Source organism: Pseudarthrobacter cellobiosi (assembly GCF_023913755.1).
GTDB classification, from domain to species: Bacteria; Actinomycetota; Actinomycetes; order Actinomycetales; family Micrococcaceae; genus Arthrobacter; species Arthrobacter cellobiosi.
This window is the reverse complement of sequence record NZ_JAMXBJ010000046.1, coordinates 35,367-57,936: the sequence shown is the minus strand read 5'-3', so window position 1 is coordinate 57,936 and position 22,570 is coordinate 35,367. Positions and strand designations below refer to the sequence as shown.

Below are 22,570 nucleotides of genomic sequence, written 5' to 3'. Positions count from 1 at the left end.
ACTAACTCAACAGCAACAACAATGGAGGAATAACGTGGCCAAAATTGGCGTGCAGGCAATGATGCTGAAGGACAGCTTCACCGAAATCGGGGCGTTCGAAACGCTCCGCAAGGTCAGCGACATCGGCTACAACGCCGTCGAGATCTCCCAGATCCCGATGACGCCGGAAAACGTCGCGGAACTGGACCGGTCCCGCAGCGAGCTGGGCATGGACATCGCAGCCCTTTCCGTGGCCATGGAGACCCCCAAGGGCCGGCCTGGCGATTCCCTGGCGGAGCACTTTGACAAGATCGTGGATGACGCAAAGAGCCTGGACTCGAAGTTGCTGCGGATCGGTATGCTGCCGTTCGAGGCAATGACGTCCATCGGCGCGGTGATTGACTTCGCCAAGCAGGCCAACGAGTACGCCGAGCGCCTGCAGGAGCAGGGCCTGGGGCTGTACTACCACAACCACCACATCGAGTTCGCGAAGTTCGACGGCAAATACATGCTGGACATCATTGCGGAGAACTCCCCGGCCATGGGCATGGAAATCGACGTGCACTGGGTCCAGCGCGGCGGCCTGGACCCGGTCCGCACCCTGGAAAAGTACGCCGGCCGCACGGCCATGGTCCACCTGAAGGACTACCGGATAGGCCAAATGCCGGAGTCGGCCATGGGTCTGCTGGATTCCGGCGACTTTATGGGCTTCATGGCCGAGTTCAAGAATGTTGTCCAGTTCGCCGAAGTGGGCGAAGGCAACCTGGACTTCGCATCCATCATCCCGGCCGCGCAGGCTGCCGGCGCCGAGTACCTGCTGGTGGAGCAGGACGAACTCTATGGCCGCACGGTTTGGGAAGCGCTGCAGACTTCCTACGACAACCTGATTGCCCTGGGCCAGTCCGAGCTCTTCTAAGCGGACCGCTTTTGGTTTCGACAAGCTCAACCAACGAAACACAAGCTCAACCAACGAAGAAGGATAAATAACTGTGAGCAAGAAAGTACGCCTCGGCATCATCGGCCTGGGCCAGCAGGGCGGCGCTTACGCCAAGTTCATCACGGACGGCATGGTCCCCAACATGGTGATCGGCGCCATCTGCGACACCGATCCTGCCAAGAAGGAAATTGCCTCGGCCACTTACCCCGAGGCTCCCTTCTATGACGACTACATCGCGATGCTGGAAAGCGGCGACGTTGACGCCGTCGTGACCTGCGTACCGCACTTCCTGCACCCTGAAATGGGCATCGAGACCCTGAAGCGCAACGTCCATGCACTGGTGGAGAAACCGGCCGGCGTCTACACCAAGCAGGTCAAGGAACTGAACGAGTTCGCTGCCAGCAAGCCGGAACTCTCCTTCGGCATTATGTTCAACCAGCGCAACAACCCCCTGTACAAGAAGCTCAAAGAGATTGTGGAAAACGGCGAGATCGGCAAGATCCGCCGCAGCAACTGGATCATCACCAACTGGTGGCGTCCGCAGGGCTACTACAACTCCAGCGAATGGCGTGCAACGTGGGGCGGCGAAGGCGGCGGCGTCCTGGTCAACCAGGCACCGCACCAGCTGGACCTGTGGCAGTGGATCTGCGGCGTGCCGAAGTCCGTATACTCCAAGGTTTCGTTCGGCTTCCGCCGCGACATCGCCGTCGAAGATGAAGTGACCGCGGTGGTTGACTATGGAGACGGTGTTACCGGCGTATTTGTCACCGCCACCCACGATCTGACCGGGACCGACCGCTTCGAGATCCTGGGCGACCAGGGCAAGATCGTCGTCGAGGGCAGCAAGACCGCTACCGTGACACGCCTGAAGAAGCCCGAGCGCGAGCTCAGCGACGGCATGGGCATGGACGATGTCCGTAAGCTCTTTATGGGCGAGCTGAACCCGGAGGAGTACTACACCACTGAGGTCATCGAGTTCGAGTCCGCTTGGGGTGCTCAGCACTCCGGCGTCCTGGAGAACTTCGCCGCCAACATCCTGGACGGCACGCCGCTGCTCGCTCCGGGCTCGGACGGCATCAACGGCGTCCGCCTGGCCAACGCCATCCACCTCTCCGCCTGGACCGGCAAAGAAGTTGGACTGGACTTCGACGAGAACGAATTCCTCGCGGAGCTCAACAAGCGCATCGCCGAAGAGGGCAAGTTCCCGCAGCGCGCATAACCTCCTGCGCGAGTAGCGGAGCTGACCAGCAGCTGTGGCCGTTTTGGACCATCAAAACGGCCACAGCTGCGACCTGCTTAAGTGGTTTCATCGTTAGGATGGGGCGGTGACTGAACCCCAAACGCCGGACACCGCCCCATCAACGGGTTCGGTCAAAAAGCATGGCCGCGACGGCAAATCCAACGCGACCATCTACGATATCGCCAAGATGGCCGGCGTCAACGCGTCCACCGTTTCCCGCGCACTCAGCAAGCCGGGCAGGGTCAGCTCCAAAACACAGAAGCTCATCGAGGATGCGGCCGCCCAGCTGAACTACCAGGTCAATCCGTTTGCGCGCGCACTTCCCACGGGCAAGACCAACACGTTCGGCCTCATCGTCGCGGACATCACCAACCCCACATTCTTTGACATCATCCGCGGCGCCGAGACCACCGCAACCAGCAGGGATTACACCCTGGTGCTCGCCGAGTCGGCGGAGTCCCCGGCTACTGAACTGACTGCCGCCCGGCGGCTCATGGCCACCGTCGACGGCCTTATTCTCGCTAGCCCGCGCATGGACGATGACAACATCCGCGCCCTGGCCCAGGACAAGCCCGTGGTGGTCATCAACCGCGAAGTAGAGGGCGTGCCGTGCGTGGTGCCGGACGTCAACAAGGGGATCAGCGAGGCGATCCGGAGCATGGCCGCCAACGGACACCAGCGGATCGCCTATGTAGCGGGGCCGCCGCAGTCCTGGATGTCCGAACGCCGTTGGGAGGGTGTGCAGGCAGCTTGCGAATGGTCCCGGCTTGAGGCCGTGCGGCTTGAGTCAACCAAACCAACGGTCGACGGCGGCCGGCAGACTGCGCGCGATGTCCGCGCCAGCGGTGCCACCGCGGTCATGACGTACAACGACTTGCTAGCCATCGGGCTCATGCAGGAACTCCAGGCCGCCGGCATTGTGGTGCCCGACGACATCAGCATCATCGGCTTTGACGATATCTTCGGCGCGGATTTCACGACGCCGCCGCTCACCACGGTGCGTTCGCCGCTGGGGGAGTGCGGCGAAGCTGCAGCGACGCGCCTGTTGGACTTTCTCCACGGGAGCGGGGAGCAGACCAGCACTTTGAGCGTGGAGACTGAGCTGGTGCTGCGCGGGTCCAGCGGTAGGATCCTGCCCGCGAAGTGAATACTGACGGGCCGATTCCAACATTTGGCAATTTATGGCAACCGGTTGACAATGCGAGGCGCCAGGCAGATTATTGATCTATGTCACAGTCGATTGCTGCCAACCCAGACAGGCTCCTGCCCGCCGACCCAGGAACGCGCAGCATTGCGCGGGACCTCCTTACGCGCGTACAGGACCTCCCCATTATCTCCCCGCATGGCCACGTTGACGCCGCCGTCATCGAGCACAACACGCCGTTCCCGGACCCGGCAGCGCTGCTCGTCAGCCCGGACCACTACGTCACCCGCCTGATCCACGCCAACGGCGCACCACTGGACAAGCTGCGCGCCGGCGGTCCCACCACGCCCGAGTCACGCGAGATCTGGCGCACGTTCGTGGATGCCTGGCCCCTCTTCGAGGGCACGGCCTCCGGCTACTGGCTGCGCAATCAGTTCGACAGCGTCTTCAACCTGGGCGCAGACCTGGGCGAGATGTCCGCTGACGCCAGCTATGACGCCATCGCCGCCAAACTCGTGGAACCGGGCTTCCGTCCCCGCCAGCTGTTCAAGGACTTCAACATCGAAGTCCTTGCCACCACGGACGATCCCCTGGACAACCTCGCCAGCCACAAGGCCATCGCCGAGGACTCCACCTTCAACGGCCGCGTCCTGCCGACGTTCCGCCCGGACGCCTACCTGAACATTGCGCACCCCACGTGGAGCGCCAACGTTGACCGCCTGATCGAAACTGCCGGTGACGGCGCCAACGGCTACGCGGGCTACATCACGGCCCTGGAAAACCGCCGCCGCTACTTCGTGGAGCACGGTGCAGTCTCCGCCGACCACGGTGTCCTCACCCCGGCAACGCTCAAGCTGGACCGCGCCCAAGCCGAGAGGATCTTCGAGCTCGCCCGCGCCGGCAAGGCCACGGCTGAGGACCGCAACACCTTCGAAGCCCACATGATGTACCAGATGGGTCGCATGTCCGTCGAAGACGGCCTGGTCATGACCATCCACCCGGGTTCGTTCCGGAACCACCACACCGCAACGTTTGATGCCTTCGGCGCCGACACCGGCCACGACATCCCGTTCGCCACCAACTACACCGAGGCCATCCGACCGCTGCTGCAGGACTTCGGCACGGCCAAGGACTTCCACCTGGTGCTGTTCACGCTGGACGAGACCGTGTTTTCCCGCGAGCTCGCACCGCTGGCCGGCTTCTACCCGTCCGTCTATCTGGGCGCACCCTGGTGGTTCCTGGACGCCCCGGATGCCATGCTCCGGTTCCGCTCCGCCGTTACCGAAACGGCCGGGTTCTCCCGTTCCTCCGGTTTCATCGACGACACCAGGGCCTTCTGCTCCATCCCCGCCCGCCACGATGCGTCCCGCCGGATCGAAGCCTCCTTCCTGGCCCGCCTCGTGGCAGAGCACCGTGTCAGTGAAGACCGTGCCCACGAAATCATCGTGGACACCGTTGATTCCTCCCCGCGAAGGGTTTTCAAACTGTGAGCATCGAACAGACGGACGCAGCAGTCAAGGCAGTCGTTTCACTGCCGCAGTTGAACCGGACCGTCCACGCTGCCGCCAAACCGCCGGTCCGGATCGTCCACCTCGGGCTCGGCGCCTTCCACCGCTCGCACCAGGCCTGGTACACCAGCCAGGCCGGCGACGCCTCGGACTGGGGCATTGCCGCTTTCACCGGCCGCCGCCCAGACGCTGCGCTGGCTCTTGCCGAGCAGGACGGCCTCTTTACGCTCGTGGAGCGCGCTGACAGCGGCGACTCGTTCGCCGTCGTCGGCAGCATCGTTGAAGCGGTCGACGGCGCGGACGTGCAGCGGCTCGCAGAGCTCGTTTCGGCACCTGCCACCGCCATGGTCACCCTGACGGTCACCGAAGCGGCGTACCGCCTCGGTGCCGACGGACAGCTGGACACTACGGCGCCCGACGTCGCCGGCGACCTTGCGCTGCTGGCTTCCGGCAGCGGAAACCCGTCGACGCCGCTGGGCCGGCTGGTCTTCGCCCTCGCCGCGCGCCGGGCTGCGGGAGCCGGGCCGCTCGCCGTTGTCTGCTGCGACAACCTCGCCAACAACGGCACGGTAGCCCGCAACGCCGTGGCGGGCCTGGCACAGGCCTGGGACGCGGAGCTCGCTGCCTGGGTCGAGGAAAATGTCAGTTTTGTCAGCACGTCCGTGGACCGCATCACGCCGCGCACCACGGAAGCGGACATCGCCGCCGTCGAGGCCGCCTGCGGCTACCGCGACAACTCGCCTGTAGTGGCAGAGCCTTTCACCAACTGGGTGCTCAGCGGCGATTTCCCGGCCGGCCGTCCGCGCTGGGAAGATGCCGGCGCGGTCTTCGTTGACCACATCGAGCCTTACGAGAACCGCAAGCTGTGGCTCCTGAACGGCGCTCATTCCCTGCTGGCCTACGCCGGCCAGCTCCGCGGACACACCACGGTGGCGCAGGCCCTCGCGGACCCGCAGTGCCTGACCGCCGTCGAAAGCTTCTGGGACGAAGCCGAGGCGAACCTGTCCGGCGCCGCGGCCGGTGGCGCGGACCTGCAGATCCCGGCGTACCGCGCGGCCCTGCTGGCCCGCTTCAGCAATGCTCGCATTGCCCACCACCTGGCCCAGATCGCCATGGACGGCAGCACCAAGCTGCGCATGCGGGCTGTGCCTGTCCTCTTGGCCGAACGGGCCCAGGGCAAGTCCGGTGCCGCTGCGGCACTGATGATCGCGGCCTGGATTGATTTCAGCGCAGCGGCCGGGACGTTCCACGATCCGCTGGCAACTGAGGTAGCCGCGGCCAACCAGCTGGTAGGCACGGAGCGCGTGCGGGCGGTCCTGGCGCTGGTGGATCCCGCTGTCGCAGCGGACGACGCCGTCGTGGAGCTCGTTTCCGGCCTGCTCGGAACATTCGCGGCGGGCTCCTAAGCACCATGCCAAGGCGCACTTCTGCTGCGTAATGAACAGAACTGCCCGGTCCAGGGTCCTGGACCGGGCAGTTCTGTTTCTATGACGGGCAGTTTATGAAGCATTAACAGAAATTTATGGCAACCGCTTGCCATCTTATTGCCAAGTGACTAGGATTACAGGCAACGAGAAACACCCGGCGGTATGCCGAGCGATGCGGATTCTCCCCACTGCAGCATCGCCAAAGATTCACCGCTTCATAGCATTTCAATAATTTTCGCTGGCCAACACGGCGGCAAGGGTAAAGGAGCCCAATTCATGAAAAAGCTAAACAAGCTCAGCATCATCGGCTATGGCGCCGGCGATGCAGCCAACAACCTCGCCTTCACCACCGCCACCATGTTCCTGCTGGTGTACTACACCGACGTTGCTGGTATCTCCGCCGCAGCCGCCGGAACCCTGTTGCTGGTAGTCAGGCTCTTTGACGCCTTCGCCGATGTTTTTGCCGGCCGGCTCGTAGACCGGACCTACAGCAAGCGCTTCGGCAAGTTCCGTCCGTTCATCATGTTCGGCTCCATCCCGCTGCTCCTGCTGAGCGTGGCAACGTTCTCCGTCCCGCAGTTGGGTGAATCCGGCACCTTGCTGTACGCCTACGTCACCTACGCAGCCCTTGGCCTTGCCTACAGCCTCGTGAACATTCCGTACGGCTCGCTGGCCGGCGCTATGACGCAGGATCCGGGAGAGCGCGCAAAGCTGGGCTCGGCCCGCATGGTGGGTGCACTGCTGGTGGGCTCTGCTCTGGGTATCTTCGTTGCACCGCTGATCAAGCCGGGCGCCGACCTCCAGTCGACGTTCACCACCATCACCTTGGTCTTCGTGGTCATCGGAACGGCGCTGTACTTCTTCACGGCCTTGACCGCCAAGGAGCGCGTGCATCGAGCGGTCCCCAAGGTGACGTTCAAGCAGAGTGTGGAAACCCTCAAGGGCAACAAGCCCCTCATGATGCTGTGCCTCAGCTCGTTCTTCTTCCTCTCCGGCTACCTCGCCCTGACCTCCGTGCAGCTGTACTACCTGCGCGACGTCCTGGGCCGCCTGGACCTGTACCCCGTACTGTCCATCATCCAGCTGGCGCTCACCTTCTTCCTGGCCGCCTTTATGCCCAGGTTGGTCCGAAACGTTGGCAAGAAGAGCGTCTACATCTACTCCTCGCTGGTCACTGTCCTCGGCGGTGCGATCATTTTCTTCACCCCGGCCGGCCAGGTCTGGATGGGCTTTACCGGCCTCGTGGTCAGCCTGGTGGGTGTCCTCGCCGTCAACATCGTGGTGTGGGCCCTGGAAGCCGACACAGTGGAGTACGGCGAATGGCGGACCGGTGTCCGCACCGAAGGAATCACCTACGCCCTGTTCTCCTTCACCCGCAAGTCCGGCCAGGCTGTGGGCGGCGCCCTGGCGGCATACGCCCTGGCACTGGGCGGCTACAAGTCCGGCGCGGCCCAGACCGCTGACGCCCTGTTCGGCATTCAGATCGCTGCGGGTGCGATCCCTGCAGTGCTGACTATCCTTGCCGTATTAGTAATGTCCAAGTACACGCTGACCGACGCCAAGCACGCGGAAATCCTCAAGGAGATCCAGGAACGCCGGACCAAAACTGTCGGCGCCGGCGAAGCCGCTGACGCCACCGCCGCTGACGCCAGCACCACCGCTCACGCCGGCACGCCGGTTGGCGCCGGCAAAACTGCCGGCCACTAACTTCCAGCACCACCAACTGACCAGAAGTCCCCGAAAGGATCTGCCGTGAAAATCATTGCCGCCGAAGTCTTCGTGACAAGCCCGTCACGTAACTTCGTGACCCTGCGCATCACTACGGACGACGGGGTCACCGGCATCGGTGACGCCACCCTGAACGGCCGCGAACTGGCTGTTGCCGCGTACCTCAAAGAGCACGTGGCCCAGCTGCTGATCGGCAAGGATCCGCACCGGATCGAGGACACCTGGCAGTTCCTGTACCGCAGCTCCTACTGGCGCCGCGGCCCGGTCACCATGGCGGCAATCGCCGCCGTGGACATGGCCCTGTGGGACATCAAGGGCAAGATGGCGAACATGCCGGTCTACCAGCTCCTGGGCGGCGCGTCACGCAACGGCTTGCGGGCCTACGGCCACGCGTCCGGCGCGGACATCGAGTCGCTGTTCGATTCCGTCCGTGAGCACCTGGAACTGGGCTACAAGTCAGTCCGCATCCAGACCGCTGTCCCCGGCATTAAGGCCGTCTACGGTGTTGCTGCCCAGGCCCAGGCCTCGGGCGAGCGCTACGACTACGAGCCTGCCGGCCGCGGCGCCTTCCCCGTGGAGGAAGACTGGGACACCCGCGCGTACCTGCGCCACCTGCCCACCGTCTTCGAAGCCGTGCGCAACGAATTCGGTCCCGAGCTGCCGCTGCTGCATGACGGACACCACCGCATGACCCCCATCCAGGCCGCCAAGCTCGGCAAGGCCCTGGAACCGTACGACCTCTTCTGGCTCGAGGACTGCACCCCGGCCGAAAACCAAGAAGCACTGCGCTGGGTCCGCCATCACACCACCACCCCGCTGGCCATTGGTGAAATCTTCAACACCGTGTACGACTACCAGACCATCATCAAGGAACAGCTGATCGACTATGTGCGCGCAGCCTCCACCCACTTCGGCGGTATTTCCCCGCTGAAGAAGGTCATGGACTTCGCCGCCCAGTACCAGATCAAGTCCGGCTTCCACGGCCCCACGGACATCTCCCCGGTAGGCTTCGCCGCCCAGCTGCACGTGGGCCTGGCCATCCACAACTACGGCATCCAGGAATACATGCAGCACTCCGACAAGACCAACGAGGTCTTCGAGCAGTCCATGACCTTCGTGGACGGCTACCTGCACCCGGGCGACAAGCCTGGCATCGGCGTCGAATTCAACGAGGAAGCCGCAGCGGCGTACCCGTATCAGCAGGCCTACCTGCCGTACAACCGCCTGGTGGACGGAACGGTGCACGACTGGTGACCGCCACTACATCCCCCTCCACAGCGGGAGCCTCCGGTCCCCGCGTCATCGTTATGGGCGTCTCCGGCTGCGGCAAGACCACCATCGGTGACCTGGTGGCCCGCGAGCTGGGCGTTCAGTTCCTCGACGGCGATTCCCTCCACCCGGTGGAGAACGTCGCCAAGATGGCAGCGGGCACTCCGCTGACCGACGAGGACCGTTGGCCGTGGCTCGCCACGGTGGGCTCTGAACTGGCAGCCGCCAAGGGCGGCCTGGTTCTGGCCTGCTCGGCTCTTCGCCGCAGCTACCGCGACGCCATCCGCGCCCAGGCGCCGGACACGGTGTTCCTGCACCTGCACGGCAGCAAAGACGTTCTTAGGGCACGGACCGAAGGCCGCTCCGGGCACTTCATGCCGCCCGCGCTGCTGGAATCCCAGCTGGCCACCCTCGAAGCGCTGGAAGCCGACGAGGCAGGCATTGTGGTGGACATCGCCGGTCCAGTGGACCAGGTCGTGGCCGACGCGTTGGCGGGCATCGCAGCTGCGGTGACTGCCGCCGTCGGAACCTCCGCCACCGGTGCCACGGGCACCCCACTGCGCCAGTTCGACGTCGACCTCCAGGCCGCGCCGTTCTACCTCGACGATGCAGCGGTCACCTGGGTGAACACCACGCTGGAATCGATGACGCTTGAGGAAAAGATCGGGCAGCTGTTCATCAACCACAACAACGATTACTCCCCGGAATACCTCGATGGTGTGCTGGAGAACTTCCATGTGGGTGGCATGCGGTACCGGCCAGGCCCGTCCGCTGCCGTGCAGGAACACATTCGGCACGCGCAGTCGAAGTCCAAGGTGCCGCTGCTGGTGGCGTCCAACCCGGAAATGGGTGGCGCCGGAAGCTGCGACGACGGCACGTTTGTATCCACGCACCTGCAGGCAGGTTCGCACCCGGACAAGTCCATCGCACACCGGATGGGGCAGGTTGCCGGCGTTGAAACCGCAGCCCTGGGCTGCAACTGGGCCTTCGCCCCGATCGTGGACATCCACTACAACTGGCGGAACACGGTCATCTCCACCCGGGCCTTCGGCAACACGCCGGAGATCGTGGTGGAGCGGGCCAAGGAGTACTTCGACGGCATCAGTGAATCACCCACTGCCTGCGCCATGAAGCACTTCCCGGGCGACGGCATGGACGAGCGCGACCAGCACGTGGTCACGTCCTACAACACCCTCGGCTACGACGAGTGGAACAAGACGTACGGCCACGTCTACCGCGAAATGATCGGGCACGGCGTGCAGTCCATCATGATCGGGCACATCGGCGCTCCGGAGCTTTCCCGGCACTTCCGCCCGGGCCTGGCGGACAAGGACATCCGTCCCGCCACACTGGCCCCGGAACTGCTCCAGGACCTGCTGCGCGGCGAACTCGGCTTCAACGGGCTCATCCTCACGGACGCCTCGCAGATGATCGGGCTCACCCAGGCTATGAAGCGCAAGGACCTGGTTCCTGCGACCATTGCCGCCGGTTGCGACATGTTCCTGTTCTTCCGCAACGCCGACGAAGACTTCCAGTACATGCTGGATGGCTACAAGTCCGGCGTCATCACCGAGCAGCGCCTGCATGACGCCCTGCGCCGCATCCTTGCCCTCAAGGCCTCGCTGGGGCTGCACCTGAAGGACCGCAACGAACTGGTTCCTCCGGTGGAGGCACTCGCTGTGATCGGCAGCGACGCCCACCGCGCCATCGCTGCGGAGATCGCGGACAAGACCGTCACCCTGGTCAAGGACACGGCGCATAACCTGCCCATCCGGCCGGAAACGCACAAGCGGATCCGCCTGTACGGCATCTCCGGCGGCTCGGACTTCACCATGGCCGATCCGCTCGGCTACCTGGACACGGTCAAGGACGAGCTGGAGAAAGCCGGCTTCGAGGTGCACCTGTTCAAAACGGCCGCTCAGCGCAGTGCTGCGGGGGAGACGGGCATCAACTTTATGTCCGTCATCTCCGAGGAAGCCACCGGCGATTACGCGGACAAGTATGACGCCGCGTTTGTCTTCGCCAACGTCAAGGGCTTCGCCCAGGAAGCGGCCATCCGGATCAAGTGGTCCACCCCGATGGCCGCGGAAATCCCTTGGTACGCCACCGAGGTTCCCACAGTATTTGTGTCGCTGAACCAGCCCAACCACCTCATCGACGTGCCGATGGTCAAGACCGCCATCCACGCCCATGCGGGAACCGTGGAGGCCATCCGGGCCACGATCGAGAAGATCATGGGCAAGTCCGAGTTCCAGGGGACGTTCAACGAGAACGTTTTCTGCGATTCCTTCGACACCCGGCTCTAGGGTTATCGCTGCGGTTTTGGGCTGACGACTCGCAGATGGAATGGCGCTACGCGTATACGCGTAGCGCCATTCCATTTCTGCGTCACAGGGCCATTTCCGCGTCGGGGCCTCCAGTAAACTGGAGACCATGACTGCCACCCCTGATGCTGCTTCCAACACTGCTGCCCGTGCCCGCCTGCTGGAACTGATCAAGGAACTGGCCGTGGTCCGCGGCAAGGTGATCCTGTCCAGCGGCGCCGAGGCCGACTACTACATCGACCTTCGCCGCATCACGCTGCACCATGAAGCCTCCAAGCTGGTGGGCCAGGTCATGCTGGCACTGACGGACGACGCCGGGATCGACTTTGAGTGCGCCGGTGGCCTGACCATGGGTGCTGACCCCGTGGGCACCGCTGTTATGCACTCCGCCGTGGACGCCGGTCGCACCGTGGACGCCTTTGTGGTCCGCAAGGCCCAGAAGTCTTACGGCATGGGCCGCCAGGTTGAAGGTCCGTCGGTTGAGGGCCGCAAGGTTCTGGTGCTGGAGGATACGTCCACTACCGGCGGCTCGGCCCTCACTGCTGTTGAGGGTGTCCGGAAGGCCGGCGGCAACGTGGTTGCCGTGGCCGTCATCGTGGACCGGGACACTGGCTCCAAGGAAAGAATCGAAGCCGAGACCGGCGTCCCGTACCTGTTCGCCTTCGGCAAGGACGAGCTGGGCCTGTCCTAGCCCGGCCTCTCCTGGCGGGTTCGGCCCCTCCTGGCGGGTCCAGCAGCCGCCCGCGCCCAGGGTTGCCCGGGGCCGTGGCCGGCCTCAGGGTTGCAGCGGCGGCTTCCGCTGTGGCTACGGTAGAGGTGTGCCGTACAGGGGGGAAGCAGATCCGCAGGAACAGCCAGGAGCTCATCAAGCCCGGCTGCTGGCCAATGCCGCCGCACTCAAGCGGTTTTCGCGCCGCGGGTTCCTGGCCGGCACGGGCGCCTCGGCCCTGCTGGCGGCGGATATGCTGGTTACCCGCCGGGTCCAGGCGGAGCGGCAGGTCAACCGGATCCTGCAGGTCGCGGACGACTTCGCCGACGCCTACTACCCGAACGCCAGCTGGTTCCTCTTCCCCGGCTACAAGACCAGCTGGGAAGAGGCGCTCTGGATCCTGAACGCAATGCGTGGTGCGCTGAACAAGCGCGGCCAGCTCGCCGCCGTCGGCTATTCCAACCAAGGGCTGGACATCGACGAGGTGGTGATCGCCGTCATCGAACACGTCCGGGCGAAAAAGCTCACGAAGCTCTTCTTCTACGGCCACAGTTTCGGCGGCATGGTGGCCACCCAGGTGGCCGCGCGGCTCAGGGAATTCCACGGCGTGGAGGTGGACTTCATCCTGCTGGACTCCAGCCCCTACAGCCGCAGCGACGTGCTGGACGAGAGCTGGTTCGACGGCGTGGTGTTCCTGTACGAGAGCGGCTTCCGTGTCCCGTCCGTGGTCCGCGGCAGCTACGAACTGGGGGAGCGCGTCATCCACAAGGACGAGCGGACCTGGCGGCAGATCCTGGACCAGACCATGGAGCAGCTGTCCCCGATCGCCCCGTCCAGTGTGCTCATCCAGTCCGAGTCGGCGTACATCTACCACTTCGACGGAAACCGGTTTGTGGACAAGCTCGGCGGCACGCGGATGGCGTACATCGGCAACCCGAAAGACCGCACCGTCCGTTACCAGACGGCCAAGGACGCGTGGTCGGCAGCGTTCCAACCCCACATGGTCTCCATGGACCTGCAAACGGACGGGGCCCTGCCGGCGCACGCGAGCCCCGGCTGGAATCCGCTCATCTACCGGCCCATCGTGGAGCGGCTGATGGACGACTTTTTCCCGCTGCCCCGCGGCGGCTCGAAGGTGACGGTCTTCTAGATCTGGTTCTTCAGGTCGGCCACGGAGTTCAGGACCTGGTTCGGCCGGAACGGGTAGGAGGCGATATCTTCTCGCTGCGTGATGCCGGTCAGCACCAGGACCGTGTGCAGGCCGGCCTCCATGCCCGCGACGATGTCCGTGTCCATCCGGTCCCCGATCATGGCGGTGGTCTCGGAGTGCGCATCGATCTGGTTCATGGCCGACCGGAACATCATGGGATTCGGCTTGCCCACAATGTACGGTTCCCTGCCGGTGGCCTTGGTGATCAGGGCCGCGATGGCGCCGGTCGCGGGCATGGGTCCATCCTTGGACGGGCCCGTGGCATCGGGGTTGGTGGCGATGAAGCGGGCCCCGGCCAGGATCAGGCGGATGGCCATGGTGATGGCCTCAAAGGAGTAGGTCCGGGTTTCGCCGAGCACCACGAAATCCGGGTCCTGGTCGGTGAGGATGAAGCCTGCCTCGTGCAGCGCCGTCGTCAGCCCTGCCTCGCCGATGGTGTAGGCGCGGTTCCCGGAACCGGAACCCCGCACCTGGTCCTTCAGGAACTGCGCGGTGGCCAGCGCCGAGGTCCAGATGTTCTCCTCGGGGATCTCCAGCCCGGAGGCCCGGAGCCGGGCGGCGAGGTCGCGGGGCGTGAAGATCGAGTTGTTCGTCAGCACCAGGAACCGCTTGGACGTGTCCACCCAGCGCTGGATCAGTTCGGCGGCCCCTGGGACGGCATGGTTTTCGTGGACGAGTACGCCGTCCATGTCTGTCAGCCAGCATTCGATCTCCTGGCCGCTGCGGTAAACCGCCGGTGAACCCTGTACCTGGTCTGCTTCTGCCACGTTTACCTCCGCCGGTGATGAATGCTCCAGTGGTCCAGTCTAGTGTTGAGGGGTGAAACAAACGCCCGGAAACCCAGTCGAACCTCATCCGATTCCAGCGGAGGAGCCAGCGCCCGAGGAGGCCTCGGAGCCAAAGGCGGAGGTCGGCGTCGGGCCCTGGGACGGCGAGCTGCCCGCGGGCGACCACTGGGATCCGGAATTGCTGGCCGACGGCGACCGCCGCAACGTGGTGGACCAGTACCGCTACTGGAAGCATGACGCGATCGTGGCGGACCTCGATTCGAAGCGGCACAACTTCCACATCGCCATCGAAAACTGGCAGCACGACCTCAACATCGGCACCGTGGTGCGCACCGCCAACGCGTTCCTCGCCAAGGAAGTCCACATCATCGGACGACGCCGGTGGAACAGGCGCGGGGCGATGGTCACCGACCGTTACCAGCACGTCCGCCACCACCCCACCGTGGAGGACTTTGTGGTGTGGGCGCAGGGGGAGGGGCTCGCGATCATCGGGATAGACATCTTCCCGGACTCCGTGCCCCTGGAGACGTATGAGCTGCCCAAGGACTGCGTCCTGGTGTTCGGCCAGGAGGGGCCCGGGCTGACACCGGAGGTCCACGAGGCGGCCCTGGCCACCCTGTCCATCGAGCAGTTCGGCTCCACCCGCTCCATCAACGCCGCCTCGGCCGCCGCGATCGCCATGCATGCCTGGATCCGCCGGCACGTCTTTAGCCAGCCCGTTCTGTAGCGCGCCTTCTGAACCCCGCCGTTGAATCCGAGACGAAACTATCGGAAATCTTCGGAGAATCCTTAGGTCCACAAGTTACCCATCAGTAGCATGTGGCTTGGATCACGCTCATTGGCGAGTGTGACACTGACTGGAGGTTCAATGAAGCATCCTTCTGTAGGCGTCTGTTCGGCCATTGCGTTGGCCGCGGTTCTCACCTTCGGTTGGGGCGCGGTGGCCTACGCCGCTCCGGCACCTGCCCTAACGCCGGCGACGACGGCCAACCCGCTCGACTTCTACTTCACCCCCGCCTCACTTCCGGCCAACAACGGCGACCTGGTCCGGACGGAGCCGTCTGTCTTCTATGTCGATCCGCTCAAGACCATCCGGGCCCCGGCCTCCGTGCAGCGCATCATGTACCGCTCCGTGAACAGTTCCGGGGTGCCTGTCGCCGTGACCGGCACAGTGCTGGTGCCGTACGCGGCCTGGACCGATCCCGGCCCGCGTCCGCTGGTCAGCTACGCCGCCGGAACCCAGGGGCAGGGGGACCAATGTGCACCGTCCCGGGCCATGGCCACCGGCGAGGAATACGAGGGGATCTTCATTGCCGGGCTGCTGGCGCGGGGCTACTCCGTAGCCGTGACCGACTATGAGGGTCTCGGCACGGCCGGAAGCCACACCTACATGGCGCGCGAATCGCAGGCGCACGCCGTCCTCGACGCCGCCCGTGCGGCCCAGCGGTTGGGGAACCCGCAGATCGTTCCCGGCGGCCCGGTGGCGCTGGCCGGCTACTCGCAGGGCGGCGGCGCCTCGGCAGCCGCCGTCGAACTTGCCCCCCAATACGCTCCGGAGCTGAACCTCAAGGGCGCTTACGCGGGGGCGGTCCCCGCCGACCTTCCCGCCGTCGGACGAAACCTCGACGGCGGCCTGTACACCGGGTTCCTGCTCTACGCGGTGACGGGAATGAGCGCCGCCGGCGGACTGGACCTGAGCCCCCACCTCAACGCTGCCGGGCGGGCGAAGGTTGCGGCGACGAACAACGAATGCACGTTGCAGTCGATTGCCTCGAGCGGCTTCCTGAACACTGCGCAGCTCACCGTGTCCGGGCAGAAGCTGAGTTCCTTGCTGGACCTCCCGGAGCTCAAGACGGTCATTGCCGAACAGAAGATCGGTAACGGCCGGGCGCCCGCGGTCCCTGTGCTGCTCTCGCACAGCGTGCTCGACGACGTGATTCCCTTTGACCAGGGCAGGCAGCTGGCCAAGCGCTGGTGCGCCGCCGGATCGTCGGTGTATTTCGATGTCACGGCCGGGGCCACCCACGTTGGCGGCTACGCGGCCGCCATCCCGCAGGCGTTCAACTTCCTGGAGCGCCGCTTCGCGGGCCGGTCCGCGGTGAGCAACTGCTGGCTGTACGGCTAAACCCCTGCACGAGATGGCATTTCGTGGCAGTCCCGGGCTCCGGCACTGCCGTGAAATGCCATCTCGGTGCGGCATGTGAGCGTAAGTGTTACCGGCCCGCGTGACCCGAAACACTGCCCCTGCACAGAAATGGCTAGGATGGTGGCTAGCCGTAAGAGGTCTACTCTCCAGGGTCACAACCCATAGACGAAAACTCAGCATAGGAGTCACCATGCCCATTGCAACCCCAGAGATCTACTCCGAGATGATCGACCGTGCCAAGGCCGGAGGCTATGCATTCCCGGCCGTCAACGTCACCTCCTCGCAGACGCTGAACGCCGCACTGCGCGGCTTCGCCGAGGCTGAGTCCGACGGCATCGTCCAGGTGTCCACCGGCGGAGCCGCCTACTGGTCCGGCGCGGCCACCAAGGACATGGTGGCCGGTTCGCTCGGCTTCGCCGCGTTCGCCCGGGAAGTTGCCAAGAACTACGGCGTCAACATTGCCCTCCACACCGACCACTGCCCCAAGGACAAGCTGGACGGCTTTGTCCTGCCGCTGCTCGCAGCTTCGGAGGCCGAGGTCAAGGCCGGCCGCAACCCGATCTTCAACTCGCACATGTGGGACGGTTCGCACGAGCCGCTCAACGAGAACCTCAGCACCGCGCGCGAACTGCTGGAACGCACCGCCGCCGCGAAGATGATCCTCGAAGTTGAAATCGGCATCGTGGGCGGCGAGGAAGACGGCGTGGAAAACGCCATCAACGACAAGCTGTACACCACGGTGGAGGACGCTCTGGCCACCATTGAAGCCCTCGGCGCCGGCGAGAACGGCCGTTACATCACGGCCCTGACCTTCGGCAACGTGCACGGTGTGTACAAGCCCGGTGGTGTGAAGCTGCGCCCGGAGATCCTCAAGGACATCCAGGCCCAAGTGGGAGCCAAACTTGGCAAGAACAGCCCGTTCGACCTCGTGTTCCACGGCGGCTCCGGTTCCTCCGACCAGGAGATCGCTGACGCCGTTTCCTATGGTGTGATCAAGATGAACATCGACACCGACACCCAGTACGCGTACACGCGTCCCGTGGTGGACCACATGTTCAAGAACTACGACGGCGTGCTTAAGGTTGACGGTGAAGTGGGCAACAAGAAGCTCTACGATCCGCGCGTCTGGGGTGCCTCCGCCGAGGCGGGCCTGTCCGCCCGCGTCGTCGAGGCAACCAAGCAGCTGGGTTCCGCTGGAAAGACCTTCTAGGAATGTCCGACGAGTTCCGCAAGAACCTCATGGGCCCGGAGCCAACGCTCCTGCCTGCCGAGACCGACGTCTACGCTCAGCTGGACGCCGGCGCCGAAGCCCTGGACCTGGTTGAAAAGCACCCCACATCGTCGCTGTTGTGGGCTGTCCTGGCGGAGGAGGCGTGGGCCGAGGGCCGCACCATCGATTCCTACGCCTACTCGCGCGTTGGCTACCACCGCGGGCTGGACTCGCTGCGCCGCAACGGCTGGCGCGGCGTGGGTCCCATCCCGTGGGAGCACGAACCCAACCGCGGCTTCCTGCGCGCGCTCTACTCGCTGGGCCGCGCGTCCGCGGCCATCGGCGAAGCCGAGGAACCGGAACGCATCGAGAAGTTCCTTAACGACTCGGACCCGNTCGGACCCGGCAGCCAAGGCAGCCATCGAGGGCTGACAACTCCGGTTGTTGAGCTTGTCGAAACGACGACGGCGGGCGGTCACCTTTCAGAAGGAAAGGTGACCGCCCGCCGTCGTAAGGTGGTCGAGCTTTTCGAGAGATGCTCCGGTTGTTAGACCTTCGCGAGTCCTGTGCGGGCCATAGCGTCGGTGTAGACGACGCGCATTTCCTCGAGGTACTGTTCCTGCCGCGCGGGCGTCCCGGCGAAGGCGCGGCCGCTGAGGGAGCGGACCTTGTAGGTCTTCAGCCCGCGGCGCCAGAGCAGCGGAACTTCGGTCTTCAGCAGCAGGTTGGCCAGGCGGTTGGCTTCGGTGCCGTGGGCCACGATCACCGAGGCGCGGGGGACCACGGCGAGGAACTTCAGCAGCGGCTTGAGGCCGGCGGAAATCTGGTCCGGCGTGAACTTGCCGTTGACCTCGCCCGGCGTATGCCACGGGTGCACGTTCCACGGCATCACGAACTCGGGGCGCAGGCCCAGCTTCCACTGGATGCCGAGCATGCGGGTGGCGGCGTCTTCGTCGCCGGCGGTGATGAAGCCGGACGGGTCAGCCTCGCCGATGTTGGAGTAGAGGCTGATGATGCGGCACTCGTCCACGTCGTGCATGGGGTCGACGTAGGGGACTTCGGTGTGGGGCTTGACGCTCTGCAGGGAATCGCACAGCTCGTTGACGGCGGCAACGTTGGGCTCGTAGCGGCGGCTCAGGAGCTGTTCACGGAGGGATTCGGGGGCCAGGGCTGTCATATAGTGCAATGTCTCCTGCGGGGCTCGGCGATGCTGCCAATCCGGAAAATGGGCGCGTGATGGGCGCGCCCGTCCGGCGTGGTTTGAAATGTGGTGTGGACCGATTCCTGGTCGATCTCTATCAGTTTAGCAAGCCCCGCGAAATGCGGGGCCCGGCCCTAACCTCCCGTGATGGACGGCACAGGGCGATCAGCCTTTTGTCAAGTTAATTGACAGCTTTCGTTTAGCTTGATTGGCTGTCTGTGACAGCCCGCAATGAGGACGTTGCGGCTGGTCGCACCCTCCATGCAGTCGAAAGAGGTAACGTACCGTGAACAAAACCCTGGCAACTTTAAGGACCGCGGCCGTATCTGGAGCCCTGGTTCTGGCGGCACTCGCCGCGCCGGCACCGTTGGCCCAAGCCGTGGGCGAAGGCCCCAACTATGACGGCAACGGCCAGATCACCACCTCGAAACTGGCAACCTATGACGAGTTGGTCTCCTTCCTGAAGGATCAGGACACCCGCCAGCCAGCCATGGATCTGGAAGTGATCGGCCAGACTGTCAAGGGCCGGGACATCCACCTGGTGAAGTACATTTCGGACCCGGCCAAACCCACCATCCTGTACCTGACCCAGCAGCACGGAAATGAGCAGCTGACCACCGAGGGTGCCATGGCATTCGTGAAACACCTGGGAACCGGGAAATCGGGGGACATCCTGGACGGAGTGAACATCCTCATCGTTCCCATGCTCAACGCCGACGGCGCGATGGGAGATGTGAACTTCCCGCTGGATGATTACCTGGCCAAGGGCGACCGCCACATGACGCGGTACAACGCCGAGGAGGTGGACCTGAACCGTGACCACGTAGCCAAAATCCAGCCCGAAACCCAGGCGCTCCACAACAACGTCATTCGCAAGTACAACATTGACTACATGATCGACCTGCACCACCAGGGCACCCGGAGTGAACGCGACGGAAAGCTGGTCTCCGGGTCCATCCTGTACCCCACCACGCCCAATGCCGATCCGGCTGTTGTAGAAATGTCCAAGCAGTTAGGCGCCGTGGTCTTCAACAACGTCGACTCCACCGGCTGGGGCCACTTGGGCAAGTATGTGGGCGGCAGCGCCGAGACCATCAGCCGCAACGGCATCGCAGTGGAGTACGGGATCGCCACCCTGCTCTTCGAAATGCGTGGCATGTCTGATCACTATCTAGACGGCTACGCCCTCGGGCTCCGCAGCAACGGTTACCTGATCCAGCAAACGGTGACCACGCTGACGGCCACTGCGGCGGCCATCGCTGACGGGTCGATTGCCGACGCCGACACCTCCTTCTGGGACAGCCTGGACACCCAGACGTCCCGTCCCGGCGAGGAAGCTGACGACGAGTAGTAGATCACGGGAAGTCTGCCCGTGGTCCTTTGCCGCGCGCGAAGGGCCATGGGCACCCTATTGAGTGGACAAAGTCCGTGATCGGCTAAACTTGGGTGGTAAGAGCCCCGGACTCTTGCGTGGTTGGCCGCCGTAGCGGTCCGGCCAGGCTATGGCCTTCGGGGCATTCTCATGAACGGCGCTACGCAGGACTGCCATTTCGGTGGACGGACCTGTGCGGCCCGAACGAATGGGGGAGGATCCCATGCCAGCAATCGTGATCGTAGGAGCCCAGTGGGGCGACGAAGGAAAAGGCAAGGCCACCGATCTTCTGGGCGGCCGCGTTGACTACGTCGTAAAGCCCAACGGCGGCAACAATGCCGGGCACACCGTCGTCGTAGGCGGTGAGAAGTATGAGCTCAAACTCCTTCCGGCCGGCATTTTGAGCCCCAACGCGATTCCGATCATCGGCAACGGCTGTGTGGTGAACCTCGAGGCCCTGTTCCAGGAGATCGAAGGCCTGCAAGCCCGCGGCGCGGATACGTCCAAGCTGCGCATCTCCGCCAACGCGCACCTCGTGGCGCCCTACCACCAGGTCCTGGACAAGGTCACCGAGCGTTTCCTCGGCAGCCGCGCCATCGGCACCACCGGCCGCGGCATCGGCCCCGCCTACATGGACAAGGTGGCCCGGCTGGGCATCCGCGTCCAGGACGTCTTTGACGAGTCCATCCTCCGCCAGAAGGTGGAAGGATCCCTGCGCCAGAAGAACGAGCTCCTGGTCAAGGTCTACAACCGCCGCGACATTGTGGTGGACGAGATCGTGGACTACTTCCTGGCTTTCGCCGAGCGCCTGCGCCCGCTGGTCATCGACAGCACCCTGGTCCTCAACAACGCCCTGGACGAGGGCAAGGTTGTGCTTATGGAAGGCGGCCAGGCCACGTTCCTGGACGTCGACCACGGCACCTACCCGTTCGTGACCTCCTCCAACCCGACCGCCGGCGGCGCGTCCGTTGGCTCGGGCATCGGCCCCACCCGGATCTCCCGCTCCATCGGCATCATCAAGGCCTACACCACCCGTGTTGGCGCCGGACCGTTCCCCACCGAACTGTTCGACGAGATGGGCATGTACCTGCAGAAGACCGGTGGCGAGTTCGGCGTAAACACCGGCCGCCCGCGCCGCTGCGGCTGGTACGACGCCGTCCTGGCCCGCCACGCTTCCCGCGTGAACGGCTTCACGGACTACTTCGTCACCAAGCTGGACGTCCTCACCGGCATCGAGCAGATCCCGGTCTGCGTTGCGTACGACGTTGACGGCGTGCGGCACGACGAAATGCCCATGACGCAGACCGAGTTCCACCACGCAGTGCCCATCTTTGAGTACTTCGACGGTTGGACCGAGGACATCACCGGTGCCCGCACCCTGGAGGATCTCCCCGAGAACGCCCGCAACTACGTGCTGGCCCTCGAAAAGCTCTCCGGCACGCGTTTCTCCGCGATCGGCGTCGGCCCGGACCGCGACCAGACCATCGTGGTTCACGATCTGATCAACGACTAACGGCCTGTAAGGCACCACGACGGCGGGTCACCTGGAAAGGTGGCCCGCCTTTGTCGTCTGCTGACCCAAGTGACTCGCACTTAGCGTCCTCAAAAACGGTTTTCGCGACGTTAACTGTCAGTCACTTGGGAATTTACACAGGGTTTACGCGGCCGGTCTTGTGAGTCTGCAGGCGGGCCGGACAGACTCTTAAGCACACGCTGAACCCGATCAGCAGAACATTGGACCAGACCCGTAGGTACCGGACGCAGCGATGCTTCCGGCCGGCCGGGGCGAAGACGTCGCCCGGACGGGACCCACAAACCGGAAGGATTTACCATGGCCGGGAAGTTTGAAGTTTTCTTGGACTCGGATTCACGGTTCAGGTTCCACCTCAAGGCACCGGATGGCACTGTGGTGGCCGTATCCGGGGCCTTCGAGGATAAGTCCGCAGTGGCCGCAGGGATCGCCGCCGTGCGCGAATGCGCCGGGACAGGGCTGGTCACCGATCTCTGCCCCGCCGCCAAGGTTGCACCCCCGGCCCCCGTGCCAGCCCCTGTGGTGGTCCCCGTCCAACTCCAGCCGGACTGTGGGGACCAGCGCGTTCCCGCCGCCAGGGCACACACCTTCGTCCTTGCCAAAACACCGCGCCGAAGGGTGACCGCGCAGAGCTGGGCGTGAGCCGCGCCGGACGTAGTCAGCTCAAGAATCCCCCCCACGTCACGGCTGCGGAAAGTTTTTTGTCCGACGGCGTAACCCCTGCGGTGCCTTGAGCGATTACCCCTATGAAGCGCCGGTCTGGAACTTGTCCCCCATCATGTTCCAGACCGGCTCTTTTGTTACTGGAGGGTAAAGTTAGCTGGCGAGGGCATTCCGCGGATGACGT

At 64.4% G+C, this 22,570-nt stretch carries 18 protein-coding genes and 1 pseudogene; 17 read left to right on the top strand and 2 right to left on the bottom strand.

Annotated elements, in window-relative coordinates; genetic code table 11:
• The first annotated feature begins 34 nt into the window (after window positions 1–34).
• The 10 genes from NG696_RS12465 to NG696_RS12420 all read left to right on the top strand — a co-directional run bounded on the left by NG696_RS12465 (window position 35) and on the right by NG696_RS12420 (window position 13,415).
• Window positions 35–895 carry a sugar phosphate isomerase/epimerase family protein gene (locus tag NG696_RS12465; RefSeq protein ID WP_252575601.1) on the top strand — a complete coding sequence of 287 codons (861 nt, stop codon included), beginning with the start codon at window positions 35–37 and terminating at the stop codon, window positions 893–895.
• Between the two features lie 73 nt (window positions 896–968).
• Window positions 969–2,135: a Gfo/Idh/MocA family protein gene (locus NG696_RS12460; protein WP_252575599.1), complete on the top strand. Its 1,167-nt coding sequence runs from the start codon at window positions 969–971 to the stop codon at window positions 2,133–2,135.
• A gap of 106 nt (window positions 2,136–2,241) precedes the next feature.
• Entirely contained in the window at window positions 2,242–3,303 is a 1,062-nt protein-coding gene (locus tag NG696_RS12455; RefSeq protein ID WP_252575598.1) for a LacI family DNA-binding transcriptional regulator, read from the top strand.
• An 80-nt stretch (window positions 3,304–3,383) separates the two neighbouring features.
• A complete protein-coding gene (uxaC, locus tag NG696_RS12450; protein ID WP_252575596.1) occupies window positions 3,384–4,790 on the top strand; it encodes a glucuronate isomerase in 1,407 nt (468 codons plus the stop codon).
• The gene (locus NG696_RS12445) at window positions 4,787–6,214 is read left to right on the top strand and encodes a mannitol dehydrogenase family protein (RefSeq protein WP_252575595.1); all 1,428 of its coding nucleotides are present in this window, start codon (window positions 4,787–4,789) and stop codon (window positions 6,212–6,214) included. The genes uxaC and NG696_RS12445 overlap by 4 nt, the downstream gene beginning before the upstream one ends.
• A 297-nt stretch (window positions 6,215–6,511) precedes the next feature.
• Window positions 6,512–7,942, top strand: coding sequence for a glucuronide transporter (gene uidB / locus NG696_RS12440; protein ID WP_252575593.1), 1,431 nt, complete (start codon window positions 6,512–6,514; stop codon window positions 7,940–7,942).
• Window positions 7,943–7,987: 45 nt separating this feature from the next.
• Window positions 7,988–9,217, top strand: a complete 1,230-nt coding sequence (gene manD / locus NG696_RS12435; protein ID WP_160677348.1) for a D-mannonate dehydratase ManD — start codon at window positions 7,988–7,990, stop codon at window positions 9,215–9,217.
• 53 nt (window positions 9,218–9,270) lie between these two features.
• Window positions 9,271–11,538, top strand: coding sequence for a gluconokinase, GntK/IdnK-type (locus tag NG696_RS12430; protein ID WP_252575726.1), 2,268 nt, complete (start codon window positions 9,271–9,273; stop codon window positions 11,536–11,538).
• Between the two features lie 127 nt (window positions 11,539–11,665).
• Window positions 11,666–12,247, top strand: a complete 582-nt coding sequence (pyrE, locus tag NG696_RS12425) for an orotate phosphoribosyltransferase (RefSeq protein ID WP_193340778.1) — start codon at window positions 11,666–11,668, stop codon at window positions 12,245–12,247.
• A 127-nt stretch (window positions 12,248–12,374) separates the two neighbouring features.
• Window positions 12,375–13,415, top strand: a complete 1,041-nt coding sequence (locus NG696_RS12420; RefSeq protein WP_252575591.1) for an alpha/beta fold hydrolase — start codon at window positions 12,375–12,377, stop codon at window positions 13,413–13,415.
• Here NG696_RS12420 and NG696_RS12415 read toward each other — a convergent pair.
• Entirely contained in the window at window positions 13,412–14,242 is an 831-nt protein-coding gene (locus tag NG696_RS12415) for an HAD-IIA family hydrolase (protein ID WP_252566841.1), read from the bottom strand. The genes NG696_RS12420 and NG696_RS12415 overlap by 4 nt on opposite strands.
• 52 nt (window positions 14,243–14,294) lie before the next feature.
• On the opposite strand from NG696_RS12415, the gene NG696_RS12410 reads away from it, so the two are divergent.
• The 4 genes and pseudogenes from NG696_RS12410 to NG696_RS12395 form a co-directional block, all read left to right on the top strand.
• Window positions 14,295–14,990, top strand: a complete 696-nt coding sequence (locus tag NG696_RS12410) for a TrmH family RNA methyltransferase (RefSeq protein WP_374208674.1) — start codon at window positions 14,295–14,297, stop codon at window positions 14,988–14,990.
• 141 nt (window positions 14,991–15,131) lie between these two features.
• Entirely contained in the window at window positions 15,132–16,388 is a 1,257-nt protein-coding gene (locus tag NG696_RS12405) for a lipase family protein (RefSeq protein ID WP_252575590.1), read from the top strand.
• A 211-nt stretch (window positions 16,389–16,599) separates the two neighbouring features.
• Window positions 16,600–17,619: a class II fructose-bisphosphate aldolase gene (fbaA, locus tag NG696_RS12400; RefSeq protein ID WP_056348649.1), complete on the top strand. Its 1,020-nt coding sequence runs from the start codon at window positions 16,600–16,602 to the stop codon at window positions 17,617–17,619.
• Window positions 17,620–17,621: 2 nt separating this feature from the next.
• A pseudogene (locus tag NG696_RS12395) lies at window positions 17,622–18,014 on the top strand (DUF3151 domain-containing protein); the annotation flags it as partial.
• Window positions 18,015–18,166: 152 nt separating this feature from the next.
• On the opposite strand, the gene NG696_RS12390 reads toward NG696_RS12395, so the two are convergent.
• Window positions 18,167–18,796: a uracil-DNA glycosylase family protein gene (locus NG696_RS12390; RefSeq protein ID WP_056348638.1), complete on the bottom strand. Its 630-nt coding sequence runs from the start codon at window positions 18,794–18,796 to the stop codon at window positions 18,167–18,169.
• Window positions 18,797–19,106: 310 nt separating this feature from the next.
• On the opposite strand from NG696_RS12390, the gene NG696_RS12385 reads away from it, so the two are divergent.
• From NG696_RS12385 to NG696_RS12375, 3 genes are all read left to right on the top strand, one after another.
• Window positions 19,107–20,171, top strand: a complete 1,065-nt coding sequence (locus tag NG696_RS12385; RefSeq protein ID WP_252566849.1) for a M14 family zinc carboxypeptidase — start codon at window positions 19,107–19,109, stop codon at window positions 20,169–20,171.
• Window positions 20,172–20,415: 244 nt separating this feature from the next.
• Window positions 20,416–21,705, top strand: coding sequence for an adenylosuccinate synthase (locus NG696_RS12380; protein WP_056348633.1), 1,290 nt, complete (start codon window positions 20,416–20,418; stop codon window positions 21,703–21,705).
• A 318-nt stretch (window positions 21,706–22,023) separates the two neighbouring features.
• The gene (locus tag NG696_RS12375) at window positions 22,024–22,365 is read left to right on the top strand and encodes a YegP family protein (RefSeq protein WP_252566851.1); all 342 of its coding nucleotides are present in this window, start codon (window positions 22,024–22,026) and stop codon (window positions 22,363–22,365) included.
• Window positions 22,366–22,570: the final 205 nt, after the last annotated feature.